Source organism: Floridaenema evergladense BLCC-F167 (assembly GCF_041929205.2).
GTDB classification, from domain to species: Bacteria; Cyanobacteriota; Cyanobacteriia; order Cyanobacteriales; family Aerosakkonemataceae; genus Floridanema; species Floridanema evergladense.
On record NZ_CM171625.1, the window covers coordinates 6117280 to 6139714 of the forward strand.

Annotated in this window: 16 protein-coding genes and 1 pseudogene; 13 read left to right on the forward strand and 4 right to left on the reverse strand. The window is 40.3% G+C overall.

Annotated features, from left to right (window positions below; genetic code table 11):
- The first annotated feature begins 54 nt into the window (after positions 1-54).
- Complete coding sequence (locus ACE1CA_RS29170; RefSeq protein ID WP_413264363.1) at positions 55-798, forward strand: response regulator transcription factor; 744 nt, start codon at positions 55-57, stop codon at positions 796-798.
- A 487-nt stretch (positions 799-1285) separates the two neighbouring features.
- On the opposite strand, the gene ACE1CA_RS29175 is transcribed toward ACE1CA_RS29170, so the two are convergent.
- Together ACE1CA_RS29175 and chlP are read right to left on the reverse strand one after the other, a co-directional pair.
- Entirely contained in the window at positions 1286-2023 is a 738-nt protein-coding gene (locus ACE1CA_RS29175) for a choice-of-anchor K domain-containing protein (RefSeq protein WP_413281728.1), read from the reverse strand.
- Positions 2024-2622: 599 nt separating this feature from the next.
- Positions 2623-3843, reverse strand: a complete 1221-nt coding sequence (gene chlP, locus ACE1CA_RS29180; protein WP_413281727.1) for a geranylgeranyl reductase — start codon at positions 3841-3843, stop codon at positions 2623-2625.
- A 313-nt stretch (positions 3844-4156) separates the two neighbouring features.
- On the opposite strand from chlP, the gene ACE1CA_RS29185 reads away from it, so the two are divergent.
- The 6 genes and pseudogenes from ACE1CA_RS29185 to ACE1CA_RS29210 all read left to right on the forward strand — a co-directional run bounded on the left by ACE1CA_RS29185 (position 4157) and on the right by ACE1CA_RS29210 (position 10206).
- Positions 4157-4465: a hypothetical protein gene (locus ACE1CA_RS29185; protein ID WP_413281726.1), complete on the forward strand. Its 309-nt coding sequence runs from the start codon at positions 4157-4159 to the stop codon at positions 4463-4465.
- A 244-nt stretch (positions 4466-4709) separates the two neighbouring features.
- Positions 4710-5726, forward strand: a complete 1017-nt coding sequence (locus ACE1CA_RS29190) for a sulfate/molybdate ABC transporter ATP-binding protein (protein WP_486517987.1) — start codon at positions 4710-4712, stop codon at positions 5724-5726.
- A gap of 228 nt (positions 5727-5954) precedes the next feature.
- A complete protein-coding gene (locus tag ACE1CA_RS29195; RefSeq protein WP_413281725.1) occupies positions 5955-7601 on the forward strand; it encodes an ABC transporter substrate-binding protein in 1647 nt (548 codons plus the stop codon).
- A 52-nt stretch (positions 7602-7653) separates the two neighbouring features.
- Positions 7654-7997: pseudogene (locus tag ACE1CA_RS29200) on the forward strand (four helix bundle protein).
- 89 nt (positions 7998-8086) lie between these two features.
- Positions 8087-9115, forward strand: a complete 1029-nt coding sequence (locus ACE1CA_RS29205; protein WP_413281724.1) for an ABC transporter permease — start codon at positions 8087-8089, stop codon at positions 9113-9115.
- Between the two features lie 287 nt (positions 9116-9402).
- Positions 9403-10206, forward strand: coding sequence for a calcium-binding protein (locus tag ACE1CA_RS29210; RefSeq protein ID WP_413281723.1), 804 nt, complete (start codon positions 9403-9405; stop codon positions 10204-10206).
- Between the two features lie 149 nt (positions 10207-10355).
- Here ACE1CA_RS29210 and ACE1CA_RS29215 read toward each other — a convergent pair whose 3' ends face one another.
- Positions 10356-11597: a tetratricopeptide repeat protein gene (locus tag ACE1CA_RS29215; protein WP_413281722.1), complete on the reverse strand. Its 1242-nt coding sequence runs from the start codon at positions 11595-11597 to the stop codon at positions 10356-10358.
- Between the two features lie 93 nt (positions 11598-11690).
- Here ACE1CA_RS29215 and ACE1CA_RS29220 point away from each other — a divergent pair, with 93 nt between their 5' ends.
- Positions 11691-12863, forward strand: coding sequence for an esterase-like activity of phytase family protein (locus ACE1CA_RS29220; protein ID WP_413281721.1), 1173 nt, complete (start codon positions 11691-11693; stop codon positions 12861-12863).
- Between the two features lie 57 nt (positions 12864-12920).
- Here ACE1CA_RS29220 and ACE1CA_RS29225 read toward each other — a convergent pair whose 3' ends face one another.
- Positions 12921-14690: a SulP family inorganic anion transporter gene (locus ACE1CA_RS29225; protein ID WP_413281720.1), complete on the reverse strand. Its 1770-nt coding sequence runs from the start codon at positions 14688-14690 to the stop codon at positions 12921-12923.
- A 393-nt stretch (positions 14691-15083) separates the two neighbouring features.
- On the opposite strand from ACE1CA_RS29225, the gene ACE1CA_RS29230 reads away from it, so the two are divergent.
- The 5 genes from ACE1CA_RS29230 to purC all read left to right on the forward strand — a co-directional run bounded on the left by ACE1CA_RS29230 (position 15084) and on the right by purC (position 22216).
- On the forward strand, positions 15084-15674 hold the full coding sequence (locus tag ACE1CA_RS29230; protein WP_413281719.1) for a chromophore lyase CpcT/CpeT: 591 nt from the start codon (positions 15084-15086) through the stop codon (positions 15672-15674).
- 144 nt (positions 15675-15818) lie between these two features.
- Positions 15819-16970 (forward strand): NAD-dependent epimerase/dehydratase family protein, encoded by a 1152-nt coding sequence (locus ACE1CA_RS29235; RefSeq protein ID WP_413281718.1) that lies wholly within the window; start codon positions 15819-15821, stop codon positions 16968-16970.
- A gap of 148 nt (positions 16971-17118) precedes the next feature.
- On the forward strand, positions 17119-18249 hold the full coding sequence (locus ACE1CA_RS29240; protein WP_413281717.1) for a glycosyltransferase family 4 protein: 1131 nt from the start codon (positions 17119-17121) through the stop codon (positions 18247-18249).
- Between the two features lie 444 nt (positions 18250-18693).
- Positions 18694-21339, forward strand: a complete 2646-nt coding sequence (locus ACE1CA_RS29245; RefSeq protein ID WP_413281773.1) for a GAF domain-containing protein — start codon at positions 18694-18696, stop codon at positions 21337-21339.
- 151 nt (positions 21340-21490) lie between these two features.
- Positions 21491-22216, forward strand: coding sequence for a phosphoribosylaminoimidazolesuccinocarboxamide synthase (gene purC, locus ACE1CA_RS29250; protein ID WP_413281716.1), 726 nt, complete (start codon positions 21491-21493; stop codon positions 22214-22216).
- Positions 22217-22435 lie beyond the last annotated feature (219 nt).

Consider the following 22435-nt stretch of genomic DNA (forward strand, 5'->3'; position numbering starts at 1 on the left):
CAGGTTCTTCAAAAACCTTAACGAGCCCTTTAGCCAAAGTTATATTTTTTAATGATGCCCCGGATACTCGTCATCGACGATGACTCTGCTATCTCAGAATTAGTCGCCGTCAATCTGGAAATGGCTGGATACGATGTCAGTCAAGCAGAGGATGGCATCAAAGGTCAGGCACTTGCCTTGCAAATACAGCCTGACCTGATTCTGCTAGATCTGATGCTACCCAAGGTGGATGGATTTACCGTTTGTCAACGCCTGCGCCGGGATGAGCGCACCAAGGATATTCCGGTTTTAATGTTGACTGCCTTGGGTCAAACTCAAGATAAAGTGGAAGGCTTTAATGCTGGAGCAGATGATTATCTCACTAAACCCTTTGAAGTCGAAGAAATGCTGGCGCGGGTACGTGCTTTACTCAGACGTACCGATCGCATTCCCCAAGCAGCTAAACACAGCGAAATCCTCAATTATGGCCCCCTAACTCTAGTCCCAGAACGCTTTGAAGCAATCTGGTTCGGTCAAACTATTAAGCTGACTCACTTAGAGTTTGAGTTACTCCACTGTTTACTACAGCGTCACGGTCAAACAGTATCTCCTAGCGAAATTCTCAAGGAAGTCTGGGGATATGACCCAGATGATGACATCGAAACTATTCGAGTCCACATCCGACACCTGAGAACCAAACTAGAGCCAGATCCCCGTCATCCCCGCTATATCAAAACAGTTTATGGTGCAGGTTACTGTCTAGAGTTACCCAGCCGCGAACAGTTGGGAGAAGACCTCGATTCTTCAATAGTTGAGTGACTTTTCATCAATAATGTAGTAGGGCTGTAGCCCCTGCTACAACTCAGATTCGCTCATCATCTATCTCTTTTGAGTACTAAGAAAATCATTTATTTTATTGGAGGTAAAGTGTTAGTCATTTAAGTCGCTAGTGCAGGGCAGCAGAAATGATTGAACTATTAAAAGTAAGTAAAAAGCTAGAACAAAAAGCCCTCTTCCCTTACAGCCTTCAACTTACGGCTCTCCCGTACTCATGGTGATAAGTAAAGGTGATTAGTTAATGAAATGCTTACTCCTCAAGGCTTCCCAGTCCCTAGTCCCTAGTCCCCAGTCCCTAAAATCAGGGTTTTCCACCACAAGTACGGGAGAGCTGTAAGGGAGAGGGTTTAAACGTTTTCCCTGGATTTCCCAAATATGTAAGTTCAGTAAGCATCAGCTTATAAATTAAATTAAAACCGTTAAAATCTTTATAAAATCTTAAATAGATGCACCCTTTAAGGAAAATTTCTTATTTACGTTTGCGGGTTGCTAAGTAAATAGACAATATGGACAAGCCAAGTATAGCGGTAGGTTCAGGGACGGAAGCAGAGGAAGGAGCAAAGGTAATTTTTCCGTATAGATCAGCTTCAGATAAGTCTAATTCTGGCGATTTAAATTCATTTAGGATGGTTATTCCACCATCTTTAGAAAAGCCTATAAGCTGCAAAGTATATTCAACTCCTTCATAATCAAAAGTCTCGCTAGACATCCCCTGTGCGGAAAAAAGGAGTATATCATCATCATCCACATCAGGGTCTTCTGGGTTATTAGGTGTGTTCAATATATTAAATAAGAATCTGAAAGATTGGGTTCTCTCTAAAGGAAGACTGAAAGCTAACTCTAAATGCAGAGGAAAATCTCCATCAAAGTTAGTCTCAACAAATGTTCTACCATTCTGATAATAAAGTTTTCCAAGTTTAAAGATATTGTTAGGCTCAGTGGTAAAGTCTATACCGTTAAATTGAACATAATTTTCAAAGCCTGGGAATACTGGCTCACCCCAAGTTAGACGATTATTTGTTCCCCCATCTTCGCTACTCAGGTCAATGAGTGCGCTTTGGTTATCAGTATTAGGCGATCCCCATTCTCCGCTGGTATGACCTGTGAATGTGATGGCTTGAGCGCCTGCTGGTAATCCTAACAATATATTTGTTGTTAGAATAAAACTTGACAATTTCTTTATAATTCTTCCCAGAGAAACTTGCATAATTTTGATTAATCGAATACTTTTACCAAAGCTAGTAAATTTATGGAAGGATTGCCAAGTGCATATTTAGGTATTTGCAATCTTTTCACTAAATCTTTACTAAAACTTTAATTCCCCTTCCTAATAAAGGTAGGTGAGATCCGGAAAAATAAGTAAGTTTATAAACTTTATCTATATAAAATAATTGCTATATATGCAAATTTCTAGGACTTACTATTCAGTATTAATAATTTTTTATTAGTAGTTAAAACGTTATAAATTGTTTTGGAAATTGCTCTGAATAAAAACTTTTCTGGATTATGGAGTGATGGTTACAGGGTTGACGCAAATGGCTCAATTACTAGGTGTGTCACGGAAATTTGAGCTAGAGTATTGGGGTTTTAGACCATATCCGGCAAGATTAGCCATAATGTAGAGATGTTGCATAGAACGTCTCTATAAGGCTTTGGAAAAAGGATATGATTACCGATCGCCAAGCGTATGCGTTAGCACGTTTCGATCGGACATGATATTACTCAGAATCTTGCACCAAGAAAGAAGAAAGGGGGAAAGGAATAATCTCTCCTTTCCCCCTTTCTGTTTTAACTAGGTATATTTGGTTAGGGTGCTAGGGCATTACCACGTAGCAGGCTACCAATGGTTTTGGCGGTAATTTTTAGTTGTACCAAGGGGTTAGCTGGCACTACTGTTTTGTACAGGTAGCTATCGAAAGTTAGCTTTTGTACATCTAAGTCAGCACACATTTCCACGAAGGCTTCGCGGGTGGCATCGGAACGATAGAAGACGGTTTGGAGGATGTCCAAAACTTTGTAGGTAAGACCGTATTTTTTGTCCCAACGCTTGAGATAGATTTTGAGGTCGTTTTCGGTGGGAATGCGGGTGCCGTTTTGGGAAAATTCGACGATCGTCTCCGCACACATCCGACCAGACTTAGCCGCAAAGTAAATTCCTTCGCCGGAAGATTTGGTTACGTAACCAGCGGCATCACCGACGAGAGCGACTCGACCGACTACGCGACGGGGACGGGGATGTTCGGGGATGGGGTGAGCTTCTACTTTAATAATTTTGCCACCTGCGAGTTTTTTGGCGGCGCGGGTGCGGATGCCAGCTTGGAGGTCTTTAATGATTGCTTTGTTGACCTTCATGGTGCCTGTACCGACGGCTACGTGGTCGTATTTGGGGAATACCCAGGCGTAGAAGTCGGGAGAAACGTCTGTCCCGACGTACATTTCGGCTAGGTCTTCGTAGTAGTGCATTCCGGCTTCGGGGAGGCGAATGCGCTCTTGAAAGGCGATCGCATAATTGTAATCCCCAGCATCGATCGCTTTGGCAACACGGGAGTTAGCCCCATCTGCGCCCACTACTAAATCCACTTTTAAAGTTTTCATCACTCCTTCGGCACTGCCATTAGAATGATCCGCATAGTGGATGGTGTAGGAGTCGGTGTTGTTTGTGGGAATATCCAATTTATAAACTGTGCCGTTAATTACGGTGGTTCCTAATTTGGCGGCTCGATCGCGCAGGAAGCCATCTAACACTTCCCGACGGCACATTCCTATATATTCGTCTTGTTTGATTAAATTGATATCGACCTCAATATTAGAAGGTGAGATCATTTTCATTTTTCTCACTTGCCGATCGATAATCTGTGGCGGCAAATCAAACTCTTTCACCATACATAGCGGAATTGCTCCACCGCAAGGCTTCGCGTTGTCTAGCTTGCGCTCAAACAGGTAAGTTTCAATTCCAGCTTTAGCGAGGACTTCAGCAGTAGAGGAACCTGCTGGGCCACCTCCAACAACAGCAACCCGTAGTGTCAAGCGTTTTCTCCCTAATCTCTTCTACCTACAAGCTGTGATGTTATCACGGACTGTTGGCTCGCCTTAATCCTCTTTACATTTATGTGAATGAATTGCAACAGAGCTTAATATTCCGTTATGTAGGGACTGGGGACTGGGGACAAGGGGACAAGGGGACAAGGGCGAGTTATGAGTTTTGAGTTATGAGTTTTAAGTTATTAATTCAAAACTTAAAACTTAAAACTCATCACTAACGAAGGGACAAGGGGACTGGGGACAAGGCGAGTTATGAGGGTTTCAAGATTGTAAAAAAGCGCATCAGATCCTTAAAGGTATGGTAAATAATTCTGAGATGGAGGAGCAAGACAATCCTGAAAAACGCCAAAGAGAAGAACGGAAACAGCAAAATGTTTTTGGAGATGCGATCGGCAACGTCTGTGAAAGTTGTGAGTGTGGCAACACTCCAACTGAGATTGACATATCCTGCCCTTTGCTTGACTGCGGTAATTGGATTAACTGTGCCTCTAGTTTAAATTGTGGTAATTGTGGCAAATGTGGTTCTGGTTTAGATTGTAGCGGTCTTGATTGCAGTGGCTGTGGTGACTGCGGTTCTGGTTTAGATTGTGGTAGCTGCGGTTCTTGATCCTTTGTTTACCAATAGCGGTAAGATAAACTACAGCAAATTTATCGATAAATGGGAAATTAAAATAGAAAAAGCAATTAATTTAACTGAGATCTTGCACCAAGAGGCGGAGCCTGGAGTTTCTCGTTCCCAGGTTGAACCTGGGAACGAGGTGAAAGGAGGTTCTACCTCCATTGCTGCAAGATCTGAGTTATCCCGATCGATAGTTTGGGGTTTTGATAGATTGGCACGTCCAGAGGCAGTTATGGGAATTATTGTAGAAAACGTATCCAAAAATTATGGCAGTTTCCAAGCACTTGACCAAATAAACTTAACAATTAAACCCGGTTCCTTGGTGGCTTTATTGGGGCCATCCGGTTCGGGAAAATCAACTTTATTGCGGTTAATTGCGGGTTTAGAAACTCCTAATAGTGGAAGAATTTTTATTACGGGTTTGGATGCTACTAACAAGAGCGTACAGGATAGAAATATTGGATTTGTATTTCAGCATTATGCTTTGTTCAAACACATGACAGTGCGGCAAAATATTGCTTTTGGTTTGGATATTCGCAAAATATCTAAGTTGAAAGTTAAAGGACGGGTAGAAGAACTTTTAGAGTTAGTGCAGTTGAAGGGATTAGGCGATCGCTATCCTTCCCAATTATCCGGCGGACAAAGGCAAAGAGTTGCTTTAGCCAGAGCTTTAGCTGTAGAACCTCAAGTATTATTACTAGACGAACCTTTCGGTGCTTTGGATGCCAAAGTTCGCAAAGATTTACGAGCTTGGTTAAGACGTTTACACGACGAAGTTCACGTTACCACAGTTTTTGTTACCCACGATCAAGAAGAAGCAATGGAAGTTGCTGACGAAATTGTGGTGATGAATCAGGGAAAAATTGAGCAAGTTGGTACACCAGCAGAAATTTATGACCATCCAGCTTCGGCTTTTGTAATGAGTTTTATTGGGCCAGTAAATGTTTTGCCTAGCACTTCACAAATCTTTGAGGGAAATGGTTTTGAGTCTACCCAACCAGAAATTTTTCTCCGTCCTCACGACATCGTAGTTCAAAGAGAAGCAAACGGCACTACAGTTGCTGCTAGGGTGGAACGTCTCATTCATTTGGGTTGGGAAATTCAGGCAGAATTAGTGTTAGACGATGGACAAGTTTTGACAGCGCACCTTTCCAGAGAACGCTTTGATGAGTTAAAACTCGAACCGCAACAAAGAGTTTTTGTCAGACCCAAGGACGCGAGATCTTTTCCGTTATACTATTCAATCTAGTTGTAAGAAAGCAGAGGGCAGAAGGCTAAGCTGTCACGCATTTAAATCACTTATTAAGATTGCAGGGGAGCAGGGGGGCAGGGGGGCAGGGGAGAGAATTAGACGAATTTTTTTCTGTTTCCAAACAATCCAATTTAAATGCGGAACAGCTTAATACAAAGCTTTTTTGGTTGCTTTTGACTGTATAGTTATTTCTGCCACGCTATTTCTGAGAGGTTAATGGTAGTAATGAAGAAATTTTCTGTATATAGTAAAGAATTGCGTTCTCTAGCAAAACTTGGCGGTCTTTTTTCTCTTTGTTTTATTTTAGTTGTTAGCTGTGGTCGCAGACCTAATGCTAATGTAACGGGTCAGGTTTCAGCGAGTAATAATAGCGATCGCTTATCTGTAGGAACAACTTTAAAACCGCGAACTCTCGATCCGGCAGATGCTTACGAATTAGCGGCAAGTAATATACTTAATAGCGTGGGCGATCGGCTTTACACTTACAAATTAGGCACAGATCAATTAGTACCAGAACTAGCTACAGCTTTACCAAAAGTTAGCGCAGATGGTTTAACTTATGTAATTCCTTTACGTCAAGGAGTACTCTTTCACGATGGTACTCCTTTTAATGCCGAAACAATGGTTTTTTCCTTGGAACGCTTCATTAAAAATGGAGGAAAACCTTCCAACTTATTATCAGATGTTGTGGAATCTGTAAAAGCTTCTGGGCCTTATGAAGTAACAATTAAATTGAAAAATCCTTTTGCGGCATTTCCAGCAGTTTTAGCTTTTGCGGGAATTTGTCCGGTTTCTCCAAAAGCTTATCAAATTGGAGAAGGGAAATTTACCCCAACAAAATTTGTGGGAACTGGCCCTTATAAATTAGTTGAGTTTACACCAACTTTGATTCGTTTAGAACCTTTTGATAAGTATTGGGGCAAAAAACCAGCGAATCAAGGAATTAATTTGCAAGTGCTCACGAATTCGGCAAATTTATATAATACTTTTCGCACGGGAACGGTAGATATTGCCTATCAAAGTTTAGATCCGGTACAAATTTCTAGTTTGCAACAAAATGCGAAATCTGGAGGTTGGCAAGTATTAGAGGCGAAAGGTAATGTAATTAGTTACATGGTACTCAATACTAAACAAAAACCTTTGGATAATGTGGCAGTGAGACAGGCGATCGCTTCTTTAATTAATAGGAAATTGATTAACGAGCGAATTTTAAGGAATCAAGGAGAACCTGCTTTTAGCATGATTCCTAATACTTTTAATGTTTCTATTCCCGTTTATCAACAAGTTTATGGCGATGGAAATATTGCTAAAGCAAAAGAACTTTTGACTAAAGCAGGATTTTCTAAAGAGAATCCTTTAAAGTTAGAAATTTGGTATCCGATCGGTTCAGCAGTGCGGCAACAAGTAGCAGCTTTGTTGAGAGAATATGCTTTACAAGAATTAGATGGTATGGTACAAATTCAACCCCAAGCAGTTGAATCAGCAACCTTTTTTGCTAACATTCGGAAAGGGATTTATCAAAGCGCTTTAGTAGATTGGTATCCTGATTTTTCAGACGCAGATAATTACATTCAACCTTTTTTAAGTTGTGCCAAAGGTTCGCCAACAACAGGTTGTCAACAAGGTGCAAGTCAAAGTCAAGGGTCGTTTTATTATAGCGATCGCATGAACAAACTAATTCAGCAACAGCGCAGCGAACAAAACCCCGAAAAACGTAAACAAATCTTTGCCGAAATTCAAAAACTCATGGCGCAAGATGTTCCTTTAATTCCCTTGTGGCAAAGTAAGGATTTTGCTTTTGCCAAACCAGGATTACAAGGAGTGAAATTAGACCCAATTCAACAATTACCACTTTGGGAAATCAGTAAATAGTTTTGAGTTTTGAGTTAGTTTTGAGTTTTGAGATAGCAAAGAGAGAAGTTGAATGGCAGCAAGTATAATTCAACATAAAAGTTTTGAGTTTGCTCTAGAAATTATCCATCTTTACCAAGAACTGATAAAATGCAACGAGTATGTAATTTCTAAGCAATTATTGCGGAGTGGAACAAGTATTGGTGCTAATGTTGAGGAAGCCAGTGCTGCTCAAAGTAGAAAAGATTTCTTGGCAAAATGTCAATCGCTTCCAAAGAAGCGAGAGAAACTAGATACTGGTTACGCTTGCTACAACAGTCAAAAATGGTAGATATTGATTTCACTACTCAACTCAATCACATTGATGAACTGATCCGTATTCTAACCTCAATAGTTAAAACAACTAGTGAGAACTGAATATATTTTTTGCAGTTCTTAAGCAGCAATTAACGGGTTACAATCAAAACTCAAAATTAACTCAAAACTCAAAACTCAAAACTAACAAAATGTCTCGATCGCGTGCCTTGCAATATTATGTTATAGCGCGTTTACTCCTTGCTCCTTTGATGCTGTGGACGATCGTTACAGTAGTTTTTTTACTACTAAGAGCAACTCCCGGCGATCCTGTGGATGTCATATTAGGAGGACGTGGCGCACCAGATAGCGTTAAAGAAGAATATCGTCAAAGATTAGGATTAGCCGATCCTTTGTGGTTACAATACATTCGTTATTTGGCATCTTTGCTCAGTTTTAACTTAGGAACTTCCCTCACCAGTCAAGGTCAAGATGTTGTAGAAATTATTCAAGATCACTTTCCTGCAACTTTGGAATTAGCAACTTTTGGTATGGCAGTTGCGCTAATTGTAGGAGTTACTTTTGGTGCTATTTCTGCTTCTAAACCAAATACAATTTTTGACGTTAGCGGCAGGTTATTTGGCATTATTACTTATGCTATTCCCTTGTTTTGGTTTGGGATGATTTTACAATTGGTTTTTGCCGTACAATTAGGTTGGTTTCCTCCTAATGGTCGTTTTTCTTTAAGTTATTCTCCACCTCCAACAATTACAGGTTTGTACACTATTGATAGTATCCTCAATGGTAATATCGAGCAGCTATTGATTTCTCTGCACTATTTAGCGCTTCCTTGTTTGACTTTAGGGTTTTTAATCAGCGGAATTTTTGAGCGCATTGTCAGAGTAAATCTGCGCCAAACTTTAAAAGCAGATTATGTGGAAGCAGCTAGAGCTAGGGGAATTTCAGAAAGGAAAATTCTCATTTCTCATGCTTTTAAAAATGCTTTGATTCCAGTAATTACTGTTTTGGGTTTGACTTTCGCTTCTATGTTGGGAGGTGCGGTTTTAACAGAAGTTACCTTTTCTTGGCCTGGATTAGGTAATAGACTATATTTGGCAATTGCCGATCGCGATTATCCAACAGTTCAAGGCATTATGGTGTTTTTCGCCACTATTGTAGTAGTTGTCAGCATTTTAATTGATATCGTCAACGCCTACATCGATCCACGCATTCGCTATTAACACTCAAGCGAATATACCACTACACAACCAATTGTTAATTTTATAAACTGAAATCTTGCACCAAGAAGAGGCAGAGCCTCTGTTTTTCGTTACCAGGTTCAACCTGGTAACGAGACTCTCGGAGGTTCTACCTCCCCTATTGCAAGATCTGAATAGATAAACTGCAAAGTTTTTGTAAAGTTAGTTTAAATATTGATTCGTTATAATTACTGAATATTGAGTATTTCCCTTGTTAGGGACAATTTACTAAGGGAATTTACTGTCTTTGCTTAGGAGGAACGAGCATAATGAATACAGGAAACTCCACAACTGTTGTTGGTAATTCGCTAACTCAACAAAGTAATTCTGCCAATCAGCCAGTTTATTTCACAAAAGATATCGTAGGTAAAGATGGTATAGATATCATTGTTGGAACTGAACAAAACGAACAAATTTTTGGTTTAGGAGGAACCGATTATATCCAAGGTGGAGGAGGTAGTAACTTTATCGATGGTGGTGACGGTAATGATATTATCTTCGGGAACTTTAATTCTAGTTCCGTCGATCTAGCTACAGAGAATCTCAACGACACAATTTATGGTGGTAATGGCAATGATTTATTGTTTGGTGGTGTTGGGAATGATTCCCTAAATGGGGGAAATGGTAACGATTTTCTCTCCGGGGAATGGGGAAATGATACTCTAACTGGTGGTGGAGGTAAGGATACATTTTATTTTCATGTATCTCTAGCATCTAATAGCAAACAGGGAGTAATTTCCAATATTTCTAATATCACTGATGCTTTGGGTGTAGATACTATTACAGACTTTACTTCGGGAGAGGATAGAATTTTATTATCTCGGCAGCTTTTCTCCAACCTCTCTGATGTTGTAGACTTTAGTACTGTTTTTGCTACTGTGAATACCGTTAATGATAATTTAGCAGTAGAAACCAGCAGTGCTTTAATTGTTTACGACTCTGCTAACGGCAATTTGTTCTATAACCAAAATGGCAGTGAATTAGGTTTTGGTAGTGGTGGTTTATTTGCGGTATTAAGTGGAGTTACAACAGTTATAGCTTCAGATTTTGCGGTTTCAAGATTGACTAGCTAAAGTTCAATTTCCTACTGCTTGAATTAGTAAAAATTTTGGCATCTATACAAATATTGTGGAGTGTTTTTTGTCAGTTAAATCTTAAAATAAGGTGCATCAAGTTAAAGTGGATCTGGGTCAAAACCAGATCTTATTTCAAAAAATCAGTTTTACGATCGACCTGTAATCTGTTTATTCACTTCCTGAATTTGTCTGGTAAAGTAAGGTTCTCGATAACTTAATTGTTTGGCGATCGCCAGTCCTTTTTCAAAAGCTGCAAGTGCTTGAGAATAGTTTTTCTGCTCTAAATAAATTTGACCAATTTGGTCATAAGTAGTCATCATTCCATAGGAATTGTGAGCTAATTGATCGCTTTGTAAAAGTACTTGACTGGTTTCTAATGCTAAGTCTATTTGCTTTAGAGAAAGTTGCAATGCTACTAGTTTTCTCAGCGCGTCGGATGCACTAGAATATTGCTGAATTGACCAAGCAAAGGAGTAAGTTTCTTCGTATTGTTGAGCAGCTTCTTCAATTTGTCCAAGGGATTCTAATTTAGTGCCGATCGCTAATTTTAGATCGGGAATTTCGGTAAAGTTTTGCAGGTTTTGGTAAAGTTCAATTAACTGTTGATTGCTGTTAATAAATTGCAGCGGTTGTTTCAATTGTTCGTAAATATAAGCAAGTCTTTTTAAGTAAGTGATTTGTTGTTCGCCATTATTTTGCTCTTTAGCTAAATTCAACAACTCATTATAAGTAACAGCAGCTTTTTGGTAATCAAACCAATTTAAACTTAATTCCCCAACTTTGAGCAATGTTGCTGTTATTTCATCTTTGTTTTGTTGTTCTCTAGCATTGCGGAGAATTTGTTCATAAGCTACCACTGCTTTATCAGGTGCTCCTACTTGTTCGTAAGCTGTTGCTAAAGCACTCCATAATTCTAATTTTACAGGAAGTTTGGCTGTAGCTTCGGTTTGAATTGCTTGCAATCTTCGAGTAATAAATTGAATATCTTCTCGCGAATTTTGCTCCCAAGCGATCGCACCTACTCTTCCCAAAGCTTGCACTTCTGGTAATAATCCCAATACCCTAGTTAAGCGCAATTCTCGATACCAAACTGCAAAAGCAGTGACTTTATCACCTGCTTGAAATAACTCCGTAGCTTGCTGATTTAACTCATTTAATGATTGTAGTAATTGAATTCTTTCTTCCTCAGTCAAAGGTTTTTTATTTCGCGCCGATTGCGGTAACATCGGATCGAGAGTTCTAAACTCTAAAGGATCGGGAGGAAATACGTTTGGATCTTCCTCATTATTACTTTGAGCATAAACCGGAAAACTCAAAATTATCCCAACCAAAGCACAAACAAACGAAAAATAAAATTTGCTAATTTTTTGTTGCAGGCGATCGCTCATAATTTAAAATCCACTCAAGCTAATATAAAGAAGACCGGAAATAGCGATTACTCAAGCTGTTAGTTATAATAATCGATAAACAGGAGATCGTTGGTGAACAAAAGCATCAGAATTTTAGTTCTGAGTTTAGCATTAATAGGATTGACTTTCATATCATCTTGTGCATTACCAAGAGTTAATGCTCAACAACGAACATTTCTCGACCTATCTTTAGAATTTTTGGGTGAATACCAATTACCCAAGATGAAATTTCAGGATACAACAGTTGGGGGATTATCGGGAATAACTTATGACCGAAAGCGCGATCGCTTTTATGCAGTTTCGGACGATCGCAGCAACCTCGCACCAGCCAGATTTTACACTTTAAAATTAAACATAAACAACAGTAAAATTCAAAAAGCAGAAATAGAAAACGTTACCTTCCTCAAAACCAAAGAAGGTAAAACCTACCCCAAAGGTAGCATCGATCCCGAAGGAATTGCCATCACCCCTCAAGGAACTTTATTTATTTCCAGCGAAGGTTCTACCCGCGAACTTATTCCCCCATTTATTGGCGAATTCGACTTAAAAACTGGCGCATTAAAACAAAATTTGCCAATGCCACAAAGATATATTCCTGATACTAACGGCGAACAACAACAAAGGGGAGTACAAGATAATTTAGCCTTTGAATCATTAACACTTAATCCTACCGGATCTTTGCCAGCTAGTGGCGAACCAATTCGATTATTTACAGTCACCGAATCAGCATTAATTCAAGACAAAGACCCACCACAAAAAGACGAACAAGGTAATATAAAACCCCAAATTACTAAAAGTCGTTTTTTACATTATCTAATTAGTGATGGTCCGCCAATTATTTTATCAGAACATCTTTATCCCCTATCGCCCTATCCCCCAGGCGCAATGTATCATGGAGTGACTGAGTTGTTAGCGATCGATCCAGGCGGACATTTCCTAAGTATAGAAAGATCTTTCGGTTTAACAGGTTTCGGCGCAAAACTATATCAACTCTTCACAGGTGCAGCAACCGACACCTCTCGCATCGCCAGTTTAAAAGGTGAAACAAGAGCAGTCCAACCAGTGAAAAAACAATTAACCTTAGACTTGCAAAAATTAGGAATTAGATTAGACAATTTAGAAGGAATGACTTTTGGCCCTCGTTTACCTGATGGCACTCAAAGTTTAATTTTAGTTAGTGACGACAACTTCAAAGAAGAACAAATAACCCAACTTCTTTTATTTCGCCTCAAAGGTTCGTTGTAATTCAAGAGATACCCAACTTCTTCAAGAAGTCGGGTATCTGTAAAGCATTGGTTTTTGTTATTTTGTGGTTAAAGTGCCATCGATATCGAGTTTACCTTCACTCGTAGAAGGTGTAGAATCATTTTCCTCGCTAACACCAACGTAATTAGTATTATTTACGTAACTTTCTCCAGTTACACCGTTTAATGAACTTACAGCATTATGCAATGCTTCCAAGCGTGAAGAAGCTAAATTATTTGCTGGTACTCGGTCTAAAATACCGAAACGTTCTAATCTAGTTCTGACCTTTTCTGTACCACCAACAATGAACACTTCCAAGTGTTTTTGCTTCGCTTCTGCAATCAAACTTTCCAATGCCAAAGTAGCAGTAACACCCAAAATTGGTACGTCGCTAATATCCAAAATCAGGATTTTATAATCTTCCATGATTGCTTGGCGTTGCGAAATCGCTTTAGCAGCACCAAAGCTCATTGGCCCACCTAAGTGTAACAGCAGAATCTTTCCACCAGCTTCTTTAAACAACAGTTTTTCTTCATGACTGAGAGGTGTTTCATCATCAGCATGAGTAATTGCTTTCACTTCATCAGATTGGATATCTGACAAGCGTTGAATTGTCAGAATATTGGCAACAAATACGCCAACACCTACAGCAACAATTAAGTCAACAAACACAGTGAGTAATAACACACCGTACATAATTGCTGCCGCTTTAAAAGACAGTTTATGGGCGCGTTTTAAGAAATTCCAGTCAACAATATCAATTCCAACTTTGACCAGAATACCTGCTAATACAGCTTGGGGAATAAATTGAGTTAATCCACCAGCACCAAGAACGATGACAAACAAAACTACGGCATGAAGCATCCCGGAAAGGACTGTTGTGCCACCAGCTTGGATGTTAACAACTGTTCCCATTGTTGCACCAGCACCAGGAAGACCCCCGAAAAGTCCTGATAATAAATTGCCAATTCCTTGTCCGACTAATTCTTTATCAGAGTCGTGTTGAGTGCGAGTGATGCTATCAGCAATTACTGAAGTTAATAGAGAGTCAATACAGCCCAACATCCCTAACATTACACCATCAACTAACATGGTGGTCATTTGCTCAACGGTGAATGCTGGTAACTGTAGTTTTGGTAAACCCATTGGAATTTGACCAATGAATTTGAGGTTGTAGTCAGGACTTTGGAGAAATACTGCTGCAATTACAGTACCGATGACTAATGCTAATAGTTGGGGGGGAACTAAACGACGGATTTTTTTGGGAGTGAGAAATAACAGGGCTAATGTTAAAGCTGCTAATGCCGTTGCAGCTGGATTCAGGTTTGAGATAAAAGTCGGGATCGAAGTGAAGACAGGCATAATTCCACCTTTTGGATTTGCTTGTCCAAAAAATGGCCCGATTTGCAAAATTATCATGATTACACCAATCCCGGACATGAATCCAGAGATTACGGTGTAAGGCATTAAGGTGATGTATTTGCCTAGCTTTAAGATGCCAAACAGGATTTGAAATATACCTGCTAGCATGACTACTGTAAAAGCCATTGCTAACCCATTCTCTGGGTTTTTGGCGGTCATACTGGTAACAATGGCTGTCATGACTACAGTCATCGGCCCAGTGGGGCCAGAAATTAAGGTGGGAGTGCCACCAAACAGTGCTGCAAAGAAACCTAGAATAGCTGCTCCGTACAGACCTGCGATCGCACCTGCACCAGAAGAAACACCGAAGGCAAGAGCCATTGGAAGAGCTACGATCGCTGCCGTGATCCCACCAAACAAATCACCCCGTAGGTGATTAAATGTTACACGATTCGCTAGTTGCATAAGATTTAAGACAGTCCCACAAGTATTGAGTACTAACTTACATTGCTAATGTTCTATAGGTGGAAAATTAATCATTGGAATTTGCAATGACTAAGATTATTTTGTATAGGGGTAAACAGTCAGAATCTACTATTTGACCTCTAAAAATAACAATTACTTATATTTATTTGACTAATTAATAATCCATACAGATGAATCGAGCAATTTAACTCTCCATAGATTTAAAAATTAAATCTTTCTAAAATTTAGTGGCACTAAAACTTATTAATGTTGCTCAAATCACAGTAGCACGATCGCAGCTAACCCGGAATTGGTATTATGCCCAACGGGAATGAGAACAAAAAAGCCTTCTGCTTTAAAATAGTTGGAAATTATAAACCAGTTTAATTAACCATGACCCATTCTACCGACATTACCACCTTAGCTCGCTGGATGGCAGCAGACTTTAGTAACCAAGAACAAGCATTTGAAAATCCGCCGTTTTACGCCCATATTCGCGTTTGTATGCGTCCTTTGCCCGTAGAATTTCTTTCTGGGGTCAGTTTGTTTGTCGAACAAGCTTATGATTACGCACTTAACGACCCTTACCGAGTGCGAGTGCTGAAATTAGTTCCTAAAGACGATCGCATCGAAATCGAAAATTATACCCTCAAATCAGAAACTCAATTTTACGGCGCTTCCCGTGACTTGAAACGACTAGAAAACCTCAAAATTGACAATTTGGAGAAATTACCAGGCTGCAACATGATTGTAGAGTGGACTGATAACAGTTTTAAAGGCAGAGTGGAACCGGGGAAAGGTTGCATTGTAGTTCGCAAAGGTCACACTACTTACCTAGATAGCGAATTTCAGATCGACCAAGACAAGTTTATCAGTCTCGATCGCGGACGCGACCCCCAAACCGACGAACATATTTGGGGTTCCGTTGCTGGCCCATTTTACTTCGTGCGTTGGGCAAGTTTCGCTGACGAAGTAAAAGTTTAAAAAAATTATCCCAATTCTCAAATTATCGCTACTACAGCACTCCCTTATCTTAGATTCGACCCAAATATTTACTTTGGTGGTTGAAAGGGTACACAAACCTGGTACATTTAGCGAGTGTCGGCAAACAGGATTAACAAAATTAAGATGAGAGTTCTGGTTATTGGTGGCGATGGTTATTGTGGTTGGGCAACAGCGCTTTATCTTTCCAACAAAGGTCATCAAGTTGGCATTCTAGATAGCTTAGTGCGGCGACACTGGGATCTAGAATTATGTGTAGAAACCTTAACCCCGATCGCGCCCATTCAGCAACGGATAGAACGTTGGCGCGATCAAACAGGGAAAGTCATCGATTTATTTATCGGTGATATTACAAATTACAATTTTCTCAGCAAAGCATTGCATCGGTTTCAACCAGATGCGATCGTTCACTTCGGCGAACAGCGTTCCGCACCGTTTTCCATGATCGATCGCGAACATGCAGTCCTAACACAAGTCAACAACGTCACAGGAACGCTGAACATCCTTTATGCCATGAAGGAAGATTTTCCTGATTGTCATTTAGTTAAATTAGGCACAATGGGTGAATATGGTACACCCAACATTGACATTGAGGAAGGATACATCACGATCGAGCATAACGGACGTAAAGATACCTTGCCCTATCCCAAACAACCAGGCTCAATGTATCACCTCTCCAAAGTGCATGATAGCCACAACATTCATTTCGCCTGTCGGATTTGGGGATTACGCGCCACCGACTTAAATCAGGGAGTCGTTTACGGCGTACTAACTGACGAAACAGGCATGGACGAACTGCTAATTAACCGTTTAGACTACGACGGCGTATTTGGTACCGCCCTCAACCGCTTCTGCATCCAAGCAGCGATCGATCACCCGCTGACAGTTTACGGCAAAGGTGGTCAAACCAGGGGATTTTTAGACATTCGAGATACAGTAAAATGTGTAGAATTGGCGATCGCCAATCCAGCTGCACCGGGCGAGTTCCGCGTCTTCAACCAATTCACCGAACAATTTAACGTCGCCGAACTAGCTCAAAAAGTCAAAGAAGCTGGCAAAGCATTGGGATTAAAAGTAGAAATCAACAACTTGGACAACCCCCGCATCGAAAAAGAAGAACATTACTTCAACGCCAAAAACACCAACCTACTTGACTTAGGATTAAAACCACACTACCTCTCCGATGCCTTACTTGACTCTCTATTAAACTTTGCCATCAAGTATAAACAGCGAGTCGATAAAAACCAAATCCTACCAAAAGTAACTTGGCGACGGTAAACTTTTGTCATCAGTTATTGGTCATTAGTTATTCGTCATTTGTTACTAATAAATGAAACAATTTATCCAAAATCCTTGGGGTACGAATGCACGAATATCACTTATGACCAATGACCAGTGACCAACGACCAACGACCAATGACCAAATATGCGAATTGCCTTATTTACAGAAACCTTTTTGCCCAAAATTGACGGCATTGTAACTCGCCTTTGCCACACCGTTGACCATCTACAACGTAGCGGAGATCGAGTATTAATTTTCTCTCCAGATTACGGCATTACTGAATATAAAGGAGCCAAAGTTTACGGAGTTTCTGGCCTACCATTACCCATGTACCCAGAACTAAAATTAGCATTGCCCCGACCTGCGATCGGCAAAGCATTAGAAGAATTTCAACCAGATATTATTCACGTAGTTAACCCCGCAGTCTTAGGACTAGGCGGCATATTTTATGCCAAAACCTTAAAAATTCCCATCGTCGCCTCATATCACACCCACCTACCCCAATACCTACAACATTACGGATTAGGAATGTTAGAAGGAGTATTGTGGGAACTATTAAAATCCGCCCACAACCAAGCCGAATTAAACCTTTGTACCTCCACCGCAATGGTACAAGAATTAAGAGAACACGGCATCGAACGAGTAGACCTCTGGCAAAGAGGAGTAGACACCGAATTATTTCATCCTGACACAGCTACTGAGGAAATGCGATCGCACCTCAGCCAAGGACACCCCCAAAGCCCCCTCCTCCTCTACATCGGACGCTTAGGCGCAGAAAAAGAAATCGAACGCATCAAACCCATCCTAAAAGCAATTCCCCACGCACGCCTCGCCCTAGTCGGAGATGGCCCCAACCGCGAAGCCCTCGAAAAACACTTCGCCGGAACAAATACCCACTTCGTCGGCTACCTGCGCGGCAGAGAACTCGCCTCCGCCTACGCCTGTGCCGATGCCTTCATCTTCCCCTCCCGCACCGAAACACTAGGCTTAGTCCTCCTCGAAGCAATGGCAGCAGGCTGTCCCGTTGTCGCCGCCCGTTCCGGTGGCATCCCCGATATCGTCACCGACGGCGAAAACGGCTACCTCTTCGACCCGAAAGACGAACAAGGTGCTATCAACGCCACCATTCGCCTACTAGCCCATCAAGAAGAAAGAGAAATCCTCCGTCAAAACGCCCGGAAAGAAGCCGAAAAATGGGGTTGGGCAGCTGCCACCAAACAACTACAGCGTTACTATCAAAACCTAGCCTTCTCCTCCTTACCCAAAGCCGTTTAATACTCCTCTCAGGAATTTGTCATACTCTATGAAGAAGCTAAATTTATTTGGCTACCAAAGCAAGTCTGACAAGAGGTGACAGAAATTTGATTCCCTGTTCCCTGTTCCCTTACTCACCCAAGTCCCGCTTGCTGATACAGCCATTTATTTAACTTTTTCCATATCAGCTTCACTTGTGATTAAAACACTTGTAACTCACCGATTAATGCAGATACATTCGTATTAGGTCATCTACTTTCTTGTCGAAGTAGGTCAGCTAGGCTAGGGGTCAGGGTAAAACAAATAGCATGGGAGAACAGCAGAGTCAAAAATCATTAGGAAAAAGCCCACCAACTTTAACCTTTAGACCCTCTGCATTCCATCACCTGTAACTTTCATATTCCTTTATCAAAAAGGAAAAAAGCTTCATTAACTAGAAGCTTCACCCTGTAAAACCTCATGAGTATGACATTTCCCAACACTGGTAGCGTCTTAACCACGTTAACCCAGCTAACTCAGCAGCATCGTGTTAAAGCTCTGCTTGAGCGAGTCAGAAACATTTCCGTTAAGGAATTTATTTGTCTTCTCGACTTCATCACCGCCGAATTTCAGCAATTTCTCAGAGCTATTGAATTAATTAACAATGAAGCTCTGGAAACTATGCTGGAAGATATTTTGGAAGTTATTACCATGAAAATGGGTCAAGTTCTGCAAGCAGAACACATTACCATTTTCTTAGTTGATAACGCCAAAGGCTATTTGTGGTCAAAAATATCCCAGGCAAATAGTGACAAACCTTTAGAAGTTCGTCTCCCTCTAAATTCAGGTATTCCAGGTCATGTAGCGAACACGGAAAAATCTTTAATTGTCCCTGATGCTTATAGCCATCCCTTGTTTAATCCTGACTTAGATAAACAATTTGGTTATCATACTCGTGATATTCTTTGTATGCCCGTAAAAAGTAGTAAAGGGCAGGTTGTAGCTGTGATTCAGCTAACTAATAAAGCTGGGGAGCAACGTTTTAATGAAGAAGATGAACAGGAGTTTCAAAGATTTGTTGATGATATCGGCGTAATTCTGGAAAGTTGTCAGTTATTTTATCAAGCGGGACGAAATCAACGTGGTGCCAATGCTTTATTGAAAGCGACGCAAATTTTAGGTCAAAGCCTCGACTTGGAAGCTACTTTAAAGTCGGTAATGGAACAAGCCCGGATTTTGATGCAGGCCGATCGCAGTACACTATTTTTATTACTCAGAGAAACTAACGAACTTTGGACAAAAGTAGCCGCCGCCGACGGTAAAACCATGTTGGAAATTCGCATTCCTGCGAATAGAGGAATTGCTGGTTATGTGGCTTCCACAGGTCAACCTTTAAACATTCCTGACGCTTACAAAGACCCTCGTTTTGACCCTACTACCGACCAGCGCACAGGCTACCGTACCAAAAATATTCTCTGTTTGCCAGTTTATAATTCAGCAGGTACTTTAATAGGCGTAACTCAACTAATTAATAAACATCAAGGTAGTTTTACCTCTTCTGATGAAGAGTTTATGCGAGCCTTTAATATTCAAGCTGGAATAGCTTTAGAAAATGCCAAACTATTTGAAAGCGTATTACTAGAAAAGCAATATCAAAAAGATATTCTGCAAAGTCTATCCGATGCAGTAATTTCTACTGATATGTTAGGAAGAATTGTTACTATTAATGATGCCGCTTTAGTATTGTTAGGTTGCCCGGTACAACAGAATAATGACAAATTGCATAAATCTAGCTGGGAACAAAAATTAATGGGTCGATTAATCTGGGAAGTAGTGCCTATAGAAAATTTACAATTTAGGTTAGAAGATAGTTTGAAAAATGGTGCAAATCACTATGTTCCCGAACAAAGTTTGACAGTAGGTTTATTGATTAAAGATAATTATTCTAGTGAGAATACCCAAGATAAATTTACCGAAACAGCTAACCAAAATAGTCAGGAAATAGCTGGATGCAAATGTGTTTTGGCAATTCTCGATCGCACAAACCCCGAATACTATATTCCTTGGAATGAAACAGAATCAATCAGAGAAAATAATCAAGAAACTAGCGAAGAACTACTTCCTTACCAAATTCACAAAGACAAAGTAAGACGTATCGAACGGAGTGCAAATCTCTCAGTTAAACCTCTGACAAATCCAGACGGAGAGGTACGAGGTGGGTTAGTAGTTTTAGAAGATATTTCCCAACAAAAAAGAATGAAAAATGCCATGTACCGTTACATGACTCCCGGAGTCGCAGAACGAGTCATGGCGCAAGCAGAAGATACATTAATGATAGGAGAAAGAAAAGAAGTTACAATTTTATTTTCTGATATTCGCGGCTATACAACCATTACAGAAAACTTAGGTGCAGGGGAAGTAGTATCGCTGCTAAATCAATATTTTGAAACAATGGTAGAAGCAGTTTTTGACCATGAAGGTACGCTCGATAAATTTATTGGAGATGCTTTAATGGCTGTATTTGGTGCGCCATTATCATTACAAGATCATGCTTGGAAAGCTGTGCAAACAGCTTTAGATATGCGCCAGCGTCTAGCAAAATTTAATCAGCAACGGAGAGCCAAAAACCAACCAATAATAGCTATTGGGATTGGGATTAGTTCAGGAGAAGTAGTGTCAGGAAATATTGGCTCGCATAAACGCATGGATTATACAGTGATTGGCGATGGAGTTAATTTAAGTTCCCGGTTAGAAGGCGTGACTAAAGAGTATCGATGCGATATTATTTTAAGCGAGTTTACTTATAACTTATGTCATCAACATATTTGGGTACAGGAGTTAGATAAAATTCGCGTTAAGGGCAAACAAGAAGCGGTGAAAATTTATCGATTGATTAGCGATCGCTCTCAAACTCTAGATGAAGAAACCCAAGAATTTCTATATTATTACAACTTAGGTAGACAAGCATTTCTCGATCGGAGATTTTCGCAAGCAATTGCCAAATTTGAAATCGCCCAAAAAATTCACCCCCTTGACCCAGCACTCAACATTCATCTCGAAAGAGCCAATATGTATCTTAATCAACCTCCCGCAAAAGAATGGGATGGTGTTCATGAAATGACAACTAAGTAGGAGACAAGGGTGAGTTATGAGTTTTAAGTTATTAATTCAAAACTTAAAACTTAAAACTCATAACTAACGAAGGGACAAGGGGAAAATATATTAAAACTCAAAATTCCCTCAACCAGGGTTTTTCACCATAATTAGGCAAGAGCAAATTACAATGAACCAAAAACTTTACGAAGGCAAAGCAAAAATTATTTATACAACTGACAACCCAGAAGTTTTGTTAGCTCATTATAAAGATGACGCAACAGCTTTTAATGCTCAAAAACGGGGTCAAATTGCAGGAAAAGGACAAATTAACTGCACCATTTCCACACATTTATTTAAACTTTTAGAGCAAGCGGGAATTCGTACCCATTTTATCGAACAAATAGACCCAGACCAAATGTTAGTACGTCGGGTGCAAATAGTGCCTTTAGAAGTAGTAGTAAGAAATATTGCAGCTGGTAGTCTTTGTAAACAAACCGGATTACCAGAAGGAAAAATTTTACCTAATCCCTTGGTGGAATTTTATTATAAAAACGACGCATTAGGCGATCCGTTGCTGACTAGCGATCGCATATTAGTCATGGAAATAGCCACACCGGAACAAATCGAACAACTGCGAAGTCTCTCCCTAGAAGTTAACCGAATTCTTACTCAATTCTTCAACCAATGTGGCATCACCCTAGTAGACTTCAAACTAGAATTTGGACTCGATGAAACCCAACAAATCCTCCTAGCTGACGAAATCAGCCCCGACACCTGTCGCCTGTGGAACCAGTCAGAAACCGACTCCGAAAAACGAGTCATGGACAAAGACCGCTTCCGACGTGACTTAGGCAACGTAGAAAACGCCTATCAACAAGTCCTAGAAAGAGTTCTAGCTCAAACTAGCACTTAAAAGCAGATACGCCGAAAAAACTCGCTCCGGGGCAATTCATGAATTGCCCCTACAAAACTCTTGCCAAATTGCTAAATTCGACACATGATCCCAACAAGGCAGATAATTAAGTATTGCCTAAACAGGTGATATTGTGTTGGATCGAATACTTTAATAGTGAAGAGTCCCCTCGTTGGGGGTCTTCAGTCAGAAGCTAACACTGAAATTGGCTTTAAGGCT